We start from the raw sequence: 3005 nt of genomic DNA, 5'->3' as shown, positions 1-3005 counted from the left end.
CGCGCTCGCCGCCGACGCCCGCGCCGCGGCCGCACGGCAGGGGCTGACCCTGGCCGGCGCGGCCCTCGCCGTGCCGGGCCTGGTCGACGCCGGCGGCCTGGTCCGGCTCGCCCCCAACCTCGGCTGGCGGGACGTGGACGTGCCCGCGCTGCTCGCCGGGCACCGGCTGACCGAGCCGGTCGACGGGGTGCCACCGCTGGTGGTGGAGAACGAGGCCAACCTGGCCGCCCTCGGCGAGCTGCACGCCGGTCCGCCCGGGTCGGCGAGCTTCCTGCAGATCTCCGGCGAGATCGGGATCGGCGCCGGGATCGTCCTCGACGGACGGCTGTACCGGGGCGCGCGCGGCTGGAGCGGCGAGATCGGTCACATCCCCGTGCATCCCGAGGGACGGCCCTGCCGCTGCGGCGGCCGCGGCTGCCTGGAGCGGTACGCGGGACAGGAGGTCGTCCTGGCCGCGGCCGGACTGGCCGGCGCGGACCTGCCCGCGGACACCGCCGCGACCCGGCTGGCGGAACTCGCCGCGGCCGGCGACCCGGCCACCCGCACCGCGCTGGCGGACGCCGGGACCGCGCTCGGGGTGGCCGTCGCCGGTGTGGTGAACCTGCTGGACCTGGACACCGTGGTACTCGGCGGCGGGTACGCCCCGCTCGCCCCCTGGCTCCGGCCGCCGGTGGTCGCGGAGCTCTCCCGCCGCGTGCTCACCGCGGCCTGGTCCCCGGTGACCGTACGGCCGGCGGCCCTCGGCGCGCGGTCCGCGGCCGTCGGCGGGGCCGCGTCGTGGTCCGCCGGATCGTGGACCGGCCGGTCGGCTGGCTGGCCCACAGCGGCTGAGACCACCGAGGGCGACCACCTGGCGCCCGCCTGACCCGGGCCGCGGGGCTCGGCGGATCAGGCCGTCCGGGCCACCGGTGGCTCACCGGCCGGGTCGCCCGCCCACTCCGCCGCCGGCTCTTCGCGGCGGGACCCCTGCGCCACCGGCCAGCCGGCCTCCGAGACCGCCGTGGGCTCCTGGCGCCGGGCGCTCTCGTCGAACTCGCGCATGCCGCGCAGCAGCGCCTCCCGCCCGTCCGGAGTCATCGCGGTGAGGACCCGGTCCAGCCGCTGCCGGCGGTCGGAGCGCAGCTCAGCGAGGAGCCGGACCGCCTCCGGGGTGAGGTGCAGGGAGATCTCCCGCCGGTCGAAGCGACCCGGCTCCCGCTCCAGCATCCCGGCCGCGACCAGCCGGTCGCAGAGCCGGCTGGCCGAGGAGAGCAGCATGTCCGTCAGCGTGGCGAGCCGGCGGAGATTGATCCCGTCGTGCTGTTCGACGACCATGACCGCACGCAACTGGGCGCTGGAGAGCCGGCTCGTGGTCCGTTCCCGGGCCGCCTCCCAGACGGCCAGCAGGGTGCCCGCCGCCTCGTCCAGGGCGGCGGCCATACTCGCATCTGGTCCGTAGGGACCGGTTTCTTCGGCCATGGTGGGCCCGAGACTACCCGCCCCACCAGGGCATCGACCTGTGCAAAGGAGCAAAGATGAGCGGACCGGAGGATCTGGCCCGCCGGACCCTGACCGAGGCTCCGGCCGACCTCCTGATCGACCGGCTGGCCGGCGAGCTCAAAGAGGCGTACCAGATCACCCGGGTGGAGCTCTACCAGGTCGACTACCGGTTGGCGGAGCTGCTGCCGCTGGCCGGCGGCGAGCCGATCGCCAGCCCGGGCCACCCGGCCTGGCGGTGCTTCGACCACCAGGAGCCGATCGTCGCCGACGGGGTCGGCTGGTTCCCGGTGGGCATGCGGGGCGAGCGACGGGGTGTGTTGCGTCTCTCCCCGGTGCCGGACGACCCGGCCGCCGTCCATGAGCTCGACGCGATCGCCACCGCGCTCGGGCACGAACTGGCCGCCGTCTCGCCCAGCACGGACATCTACCTGATCGCGCGGCGCAGCCGGCGACTCACCCTCGCCGCCGAGATGCAGTGGGAGCTGCTGCCCGGGCGCAGCCGGATCCGCCCGTCGTTCAGGCTGGCCGGGCAGCTCGAACCGGCGTACGCGGTGCGGGGTGACAGCTTCGACTGGTCCGACGACGGCCACCGGCTCCTGCTCTCGGTGATCAACGGCTCGGGCGAGGGGGTGGCCGCCGCCATGCTGACCTCGCTGGGCACCCACGCGCTGCGCAACGCCCGCCGGGCCGAGCTGGGCCTGGCCGACCAGGCCGCCCTGGCCGACCAGGCGATCTACGCCCTGCACCGGGGCGCCCAGCACCTCTCCGCACTGCTGCTCGAGCTGGACCTGGCGTCCGGACTGCTCACCGTGGTCGACGCCGGATCGCCGCGCCTGGTGCTGCTGCGCGACGGCGAGGTCAGCGAGCAGGTCCTGGAGAAGCAGTTCCCGCTGGGCATGTTCGAGGGCACGGACTACCGGGAGCAGAAGTTCCAGCTGCGCCGCGGCGACCGGCTCTTCGTGGTCAGCGACGGCGTCGTCGACGCGACCGGGCAGCAGGTCCGGTACGGCGAGACGGCGCTGGACCGCTTCCTGCGGCGTACCGGGCCGATGGAGCCGCTGGACGCGGTCCGGTCGTTGCTCGGCGACCTGCGGGCGTTCGTCGCCGGCGACCTCGTGGACGACGCCGTGGTGGTCTGCCTCGACTGGCTCGGGCCGCAGCCCTGACCGGAGCGCCGGCCCCGGCGTCGACTCGCCGGGGCCCGTGGCTCAGTACGCGCCGCGGCTGTTGACCACCGCGCCGAACGTCTTCCAGAGGATGGTCAGGTCGGCGGCGAGCGACCAGTTCTCCACGTAGTAGAGGTCGAGCCGGATGCCGTCCTCCCAGCTCAGGTCGGACCGGCCGCTGACCTGCCAGAGACCGGTCATGCCGGGCTTCACCAGCAGCCGCCGGGCCACGTCGCCGTCGTACCGGGCCACCTCGGAGGGCAGCGGCGGGCGCGGGCCGACCAGGCTCATCTGGCCGAGCAGCACGTTCACCAGCTGGGGCAGCTCGTCCAGGGACCACTTGCGCAGCAGCCGGCCGAT

3 protein-coding genes and 1 pseudogene are annotated in these 3005 nt (G+C 75.4%); 2 read left to right on the top strand and 2 right to left on the bottom strand.

Annotated elements, in window-relative coordinates; translation table 11 throughout:
- A pseudogene (locus JNW87_RS36800) lies at positions 1–831 on the top strand (ROK family protein); the annotation flags it as partial.
- A 57-nt stretch (positions 832–888) separates the two neighbouring features.
- Here the strand turns inward: JNW87_RS36800 and JNW87_RS36795 are convergent.
- Positions 889–1419: a MarR family winged helix-turn-helix transcriptional regulator gene (locus JNW87_RS36795; RefSeq protein WP_109805814.1), complete on the bottom strand. Its 531-nt coding sequence runs from the start codon at positions 1417–1419 to the stop codon at positions 889–891.
- Between the two features lie 95 nt (positions 1420–1514).
- Between JNW87_RS36795 and JNW87_RS36790 the strand changes: the two genes are divergently transcribed.
- Entirely contained in the window at positions 1515–2645 is a 1131-nt protein-coding gene (locus JNW87_RS36790; RefSeq protein ID WP_238455312.1) for a PP2C family protein-serine/threonine phosphatase, read from the top strand.
- Positions 2646–2687: 42 nt separating this feature from the next.
- Here JNW87_RS36790 and JNW87_RS36785 read toward each other — a convergent pair.
- A partial coding sequence (locus JNW87_RS36785) for a sugar transferase (RefSeq protein ID WP_238455311.1) occupies positions 2688–3005 on the bottom strand: 318 nt, incomplete at its 5' end.

Source organism: Micromonospora sp. ATA51 (assembly GCF_016802855.1).
GTDB lineage: Bacteria > Actinomycetota > Actinomycetes > Mycobacteriales > Micromonosporaceae > Micromonospora > Micromonospora sicca.
This window is presented reverse-complemented; position numbering and strand designations above follow the sequence as displayed.

What these genes read in the sequence shown, in the direction of transcription:
- JNW87_RS36790 (WP_238455312.1), top strand. Translation starts at nt 1,515, where the DNA reads ATGAGCGGACCGGAGGATCTGGCCCGCCGGACCCTGACCGAGGCTCCG.
- JNW87_RS36795 (WP_109805814.1), bottom strand. Translation starts at nt 1,419, where the DNA reads ATGGCCGCCGCCCTGGACGAGGCGGCGGGCACCCTGCTGGCCGTCTGG.